Origin of the sequence: Streptomyces vulcanius, from assembly GCF_042653945.1 — a bacterium.
Classification (GTDB): domain Bacteria; phylum Actinomycetota; class Actinomycetes; order Streptomycetales; family Streptomycetaceae; genus Streptomyces; species Streptomyces mangrovi.
Window position 1 is genome coordinate 1 of record NZ_JBHSFK010000099.1, and the last position, 5,029, is coordinate 5,029.

Here is a 5,029-nt window from a genome sequence, read left to right on the forward strand (position 1 = left end):
CCACCACCTTGAGGCCGTGTCGGGGCCGGTGGCACCACCCGCGCGAACAACTCCCACAACTCATCCGGCACCAGACGCTCCACGATGTCCACGACCGCAGACTATCGAACGCGCCAAATGAGATGTCTTCTAAGCACCTCACAGACGGTGGACTTTCCACTGCCTGGCAGCCCGGCAACGAGCACCACCACGGGCTGATCCTGCGGAACAGCATCCTTGGTGCAGGCAGGCAAGATCTGCGACGCCAGGATCTCCTCGTGCTCGGGCTCGGGCAGCACGACCGGGCGGACATCCGCGTCCTTCACCGCAATCCCTTCTTCTTCTCCTGGAGCCGGCGGCCGTCCCGGGGACCCAGGTGGTACGCCTCGGACGAGTAGCTGCGGCTGGTCATCGGGTGCTCTCCGCCTCGGTCAGAACCAGTGGGGACGGTAGGCGCCGCCGACGCGGGTGGGGCAGTCGTCGCCGGGCCGGAGCGGAAGCTCCCCCGCCGTGTACGCCGTGGCGATCGCCTCGGCGTCGAGTTCACGGTCGCCGACGGCCGTGAACTCCCACTTGTTCGGCTCTGCCTCGCGCCAGCCGGCCGGGTCGACCTCGTAGACGCGCCGCACGATGCCGTCTACGGCGACGATGGCGTACTTCGCCTCGGCACGAACCTTCTTGCCGATGGGCCAGACGCCGCGGTCACTGTCGTACTGCTCGGAACCGCCGACTTCTCCGACACGGACACGTGCGTCGCGACCACCCCGGCCACCGGTACCTCACGCGCCCGGCCCGAGCTTGGTGCGGTCTTCCACCCGCTGCTTGAGGCCGGTGTTGAAGGCGGCGTACCCGTCTTTTTTGGGTGTTCTGAGGAAGGGCCGGATCAGGGTGACCAGGGCGCCGGAGAATTCCTCGTGGTTGGTCAGGCGGGTGGTGCCGTCGTGGTTGGGGGAAAGGACGAAGGAGTGCTGGCCGTGGAACAGCTGCTTGATGCCGAGCGTGCCGACCCACCGCAGTTCCTGGCCAGGCGTAGCGACGGTGACCGTGGGCCTGAAGGTCATGCCCGGCATGCGCATCGTGAGCCGGCTTCCCACTTGAGCGGTTCCGTCGGCTGCGGAGAAGGTGCTCCACTCGCCGTAGGCGGCGAAGTCGGTGAGGACGTCCCACACCGCTTGCGGGGTGGCGTCGATGTCAATAACGGCGGTGAGGACCGGCTTCATGGTGGTTTCCACTTCTGGCTGGCGCGGGAGGGAGGGGCGGGGGTTCGGAGAGCGGGTGGTCTACCGGTGGTCGGTGGGGCCGGGGACTGGCGTGGAGCGCAGTCCACGGCGGTCAGAGCGTCACGCCCGGCGCGGCCGTGCTGGAGGGGGCGCTGTGGGTGCTGGTGGCCGTGGTCTCCTGCAGGCCGTGGTCGATGAAGTCGATCATCCAGGTGAAGCTGTCGTCGATGTCGGTGGCGAACTGGAACCCGCCGGCTGCTTCCAGGGATGCGTATCCGTGCAGGACGGTGCGCAGCATCCGCAGCGCGTGGATCTGCTGGTCGGGGTCGATCCGGTAGCCGTGCAGCATGGCCGCCCAGGAGTCGACCACCCGGTTGAGGGCGTCGATGAGGGGGTCGTCGGGTCCGGTCGGGCGGGCGGCGTTGGCTGCGGCGTATCGGCCGTGGTGGTCCTTGACGAACGTCCGCATCGCCTGTGCGCCGCGGGTCAGGGCTTCGGTGCCGGACCGGCCCTGGATGGCGTCGCGGATGGCGTCGGCGCACTGGTTCATGGCCAGGATGGCGATCCGGTGGGCGAGGTCGGTCTGGCCGGTGACGTGCTTGTACAGCGAGGGGGTCTTGACCCCGAGCCGTTCGGCGACCAGGCCCATGCCGAGCTGGTCGAACCCGACCTCGTCGACCAGGGCGGCGGCGGCTTCGGTGACCGTCGTGGCGGTGAGTCCGGCCCTAGGCACGGCCAGCCGCCTTGGCCAGGAACGGCAGGGCCAGCGCGAGGACCTGGTCGGGGGTCTGGGCGTGCGGGTAGTGGCCGGCGCCGTCGATCACGGCGAGCTCGCCGAGGCCGGCGGGCAGGTCGGCGATGATCTTCGCCCCTTCGGCGCGGGGGTCGGCCCAGTCGGGGTCCAGGCTGCCTTCGACGATCAGGACCGGGCAGGTGACGTGGGCGAGCTGGGTGCCGGCGTCGGTGGGCTTGGACTTGCACATGTCCTGCAGGGCCTTCATCCGGCCGGGTTCACTCAGCGTGGCCTCAATGCGGGCCAGTTCGCTGTTCCAGTCGGCGGGCTTGGTCGGGTAGGCCACGTCGAGGTACTTCTTCCAGTCCGTCAGGCGTCCCCGGACGATGACCTGCGCCATCCGCGTGTACCCGGTCCGGAAGCGCTTGACCCGGATCAGCCCGCCCAGGTCGACCGGCTGCGCACGGGTGAACGGAGCCAGCTCGATCACTCCGCTGATCACGTCGGGCGCAGTGGCGGCCGCGATGGTCGCGGCGCCGCCGCTGATCGACTGCCCGATGATCACGGCCGGGCCGCCGAGGTGACGCACGACGGCGACCAGATCTCCGGCGATGTCGGTGCGGCTGTAACCGTCCCAGCCGAGGCTGGACTCACCGCACCCGCGGATGTCGACGTTCGCGACCCGGTAACCGGCGGCCACCAGGCCGGGAACGAGGAAGCGGTAGGAGTGCCGGCTGTCGCCGATACCGTGCGCCAGCACGACCAGGGGACCTTCCCCGGTCACGTCGAAGGCGATGGTGTTCTTGCCGATTCTCAGGTGTTCGGTCATGCCGTCCTCCACAATGGCTAATGTAATTAGCTATAGACTAGTCACGTTAGCTACGAAGGTCAACACCGCACCCAGCCGCGCTCGATCGGGGGCCGGGCATCGGGAACGAAGAGTCCCCGCCGAACGCCTTCGGGCCTGGCTTCCCAGCGGGACTGCTGGTTCCCCGCCCCAGGCGACGTGGTGGTCGGTCCGCCAGCCCTGGCTCTGCCCTCCTCGCCATGTGACACAGAATTCGTATTACCTGTCACTGGCCTCCGGGACTGGGAAGGCACCCAGCTCGCCGCCCGGCGGGCCGGACCCGGCTCGGCAACGTTTATGTGTCACATCAGCGCGGGAGGCCCCTCATGACGGTCGTGCCGTTCCCCACCCCGCCCGCCGAGACCACTGGCGGCGAGACCGTCGCGGCCGCCGTCGACCGCTACCTCGACTCCGTCCAGACCAAGACCACCCGCGACAGCTACGCCGAGACTCTCGCCCGGCTGACCACGCTCGCCGGGGACCGGCCCGCAGCCGCGCTGGTGCCTGAGGACTACGCTGCGGTGATGGACCGGTGGGACGCCGCAGCGGCCGCGACCTGGAACCGCACCTGTCCGCGCTGACCTCGTTCACCGCCTGGGCCGGACGGCAGGAGATCCTCGCCACCAATCCGGGACGCCGACTGGAGCGGCGCAAACCCGCCCGCCGCGGCGACCGCTCGATCCCGCGCGCCCGGCTGGACAAGCTGTTCACCGACGACCGGCACGGCCTGCGCGAACGGGTCCTCTGGCGAACGCTCTACGAAACAGCGGCCAGAGCCGAGGAACTCCTGTCCTTGAACGTTGAGGACTTGGACCTGGAGTTCCGGCGCGGCCGCGTCACCTCCAAGGGCGGTGCGACCGAGTACGTACACTGGGCCACCGGCACCGCCCGCCTCCTGCCCCGGGCCGAAGCATGGGCCGCCGACCGTCTTACCGCGATCCTCGCAGGTCAGGCTGCCCGCACCGCCGCGGAAATGACCAGCCAGGCCGAGCGGGAACACTTGCCGGCTGCCCGGCGCGAGGCTGTCGACGCCTGCGACCGCTACCTGACCGGCCACCTCGATCAGCTCCGCTACGACACGGCGCTGGAAAACGGCTGGCCGATCGCCACCGGCGCGGTCGAGGGCGCCTGCCGGCACCTGATCGCCGACCACCTCGACATCACCGGCCCCCGCTGGGGCCTTCACGGAGCGGAAGCCGTACTGCGACTGCGTGCCGTCGTCTCCAACGGAGACTTCGACCCCTACTGGCGCTACCACGCCGCCCGCGACACGAACGCCCTTACTCCTCACCCGGCCAGCGGAACTACGCACCCACCGCCTGATCCCGGCGGTCGCTCGAAACGGACTGCACCGCACCGCCGACCCTACTTGGGGCAACGGCGGCCGAGAGCACGCGCGAGTTCACCGACCGGCGCCAGCATGTGTCCGCCATCGCCCGCGCACCACCACACAACCTCGCGCTCCCGCTCCGAGCCGTGGACGCCGAGGTCATGCCGGGGACACACCGGCCAGACCTGCCAGGTCCATTCGAGCAGGCTCTCCTGGATCAGGATCGCCAGGCTGGTCAGTGCCATGGTCGGGTCGTCGCACATGTTCGGCAGGATGGGGCCGCCCCAGTTGAGCCGTTCGCCGTCGGCAAGGCGGACACCGGCTCCCACCGGGAACCAGTCCTCCAGGATCTCGATCTCCGGTTCGCCCTCGATCCCGCGCGTGGGCAGGTCGCAGGCTACGATCGGCAGCGCGGCGCGCAACGTCTCCAAACGCTCGGGGGCGAGGTCGAAGCCGGGATCGAAGCCCGCGTCGTCCAGGATGCGCCGGGCCAGGGCTGTCATCTCCGCCTGCGGCACCTCGGCCGGGTTCCGCTCGACGACCTCCATGATGGCGTCGGTGCAGTGGAACCAGTTGAGCAGTTCGCAGGCGAGGGCGACGACGTCCTGTGGGTCGAGGTTGCCCTCGCGCAGGCCGAGGTAGACCCTTCGCGTCAACTGTTCAGTATCCGCTTCGTAATCAGCCATGGCGTTGCTCACCGGCCCAGTATCCCGACGCCGCTCGGTTCCCCGCTGCATGGTCTTTCGGCATGACTCCTGACGCACTCACCATCGGAACTATGACCTCACCACTTAGAGGTCGTTTTCATCTGTCTCGTCCGCAAATAGTCTGCTTCTTGTCGTGCAGGGGTGCGGTACGGAAGAGGTACCCGCTGCGGTTGGGGCATGAGGGTCGGGTGATGTGTCGTGTGGGGTGGGATA

The 5,029-nt window shown here is 69.0% G+C and carries 7 protein-coding genes and 2 pseudogenes; 2 read left to right on the plus strand and 7 right to left on the minus strand.

The genetic code is table 11. The features are described 5' to 3' along the window. From ACFPIH_RS56000 to ACFPIH_RS56025, 6 genes and pseudogenes are all read right to left on the minus strand, one after another. Positions 1-92: pseudogene (locus tag ACFPIH_RS56000) on the minus strand (IS5/IS1182 family transposase); the annotation flags it as partial. A 9-nt stretch (positions 93-101) separates the two neighbouring features. Then, positions 102-305: a zeta toxin family protein gene (locus ACFPIH_RS56005; RefSeq protein ID WP_381187999.1), complete on the minus strand. Its 204-nt coding sequence runs from the start codon at positions 303-305 to the stop codon at positions 102-104. Positions 306-410: 105 nt separating this feature from the next. Further along, entirely contained in the window at positions 411-608 is a 198-nt protein-coding gene (locus tag ACFPIH_RS56010; protein ID WP_381188002.1) for a hypothetical protein, read from the minus strand. Positions 609-758: 150 nt separating this feature from the next. After that, positions 759-1,199 carry an SRPBCC family protein gene (locus tag ACFPIH_RS56015; protein ID WP_381188005.1) on the minus strand — a complete coding sequence of 147 codons (441 nt, stop codon included), beginning with the start codon at positions 1,197-1,199 and terminating at the stop codon, positions 759-761. Positions 1,200-1,311: 112 nt separating this feature from the next. Next, the gene (locus ACFPIH_RS56020) at positions 1,312-1,932 is read right to left on the minus strand and encodes a TetR-like C-terminal domain-containing protein (RefSeq protein ID WP_381188008.1); all 621 of its coding nucleotides are present in this window, start codon (positions 1,930-1,932) and stop codon (positions 1,312-1,314) included. Continuing rightward, positions 1,925-2,761 carry an alpha/beta fold hydrolase gene (locus ACFPIH_RS56025; protein WP_381188011.1) on the minus strand — a complete coding sequence of 279 codons (837 nt, stop codon included), beginning with the start codon at positions 2,759-2,761 and terminating at the stop codon, positions 1,925-1,927. The genes ACFPIH_RS56020 and ACFPIH_RS56025 overlap by 8 nt, the downstream gene beginning before the upstream one ends. A gap of 344 nt (positions 2,762-3,105) precedes the next feature. Between ACFPIH_RS56025 and ACFPIH_RS56030 the strand changes: the two genes are divergently transcribed. Together ACFPIH_RS56030 and ACFPIH_RS56035 are read left to right on the plus strand one after the other, a co-directional pair. Continuing rightward, positions 3,106-3,360: a hypothetical protein gene (locus ACFPIH_RS56030; RefSeq protein WP_381188013.1), complete on the plus strand. Its 255-nt coding sequence runs from the start codon at positions 3,106-3,108 to the stop codon at positions 3,358-3,360. A gap of 485 nt (positions 3,361-3,845) precedes the next feature. Next, positions 3,846-4,102: pseudogene (locus tag ACFPIH_RS56035) on the plus strand (ISKra4 family transposase); the annotation flags it as partial. A 42-nt stretch (positions 4,103-4,144) separates the two neighbouring features. Here the strand turns inward: ACFPIH_RS56035 and ACFPIH_RS56040 are convergent. Beyond that, on the minus strand, positions 4,145-4,765 hold the full coding sequence (locus tag ACFPIH_RS56040; RefSeq protein ID WP_381188016.1) for a hypothetical protein: 621 nt from the start codon (positions 4,763-4,765) through the stop codon (positions 4,145-4,147). Positions 4,766-5,029: the final 264 nt, after the last annotated feature.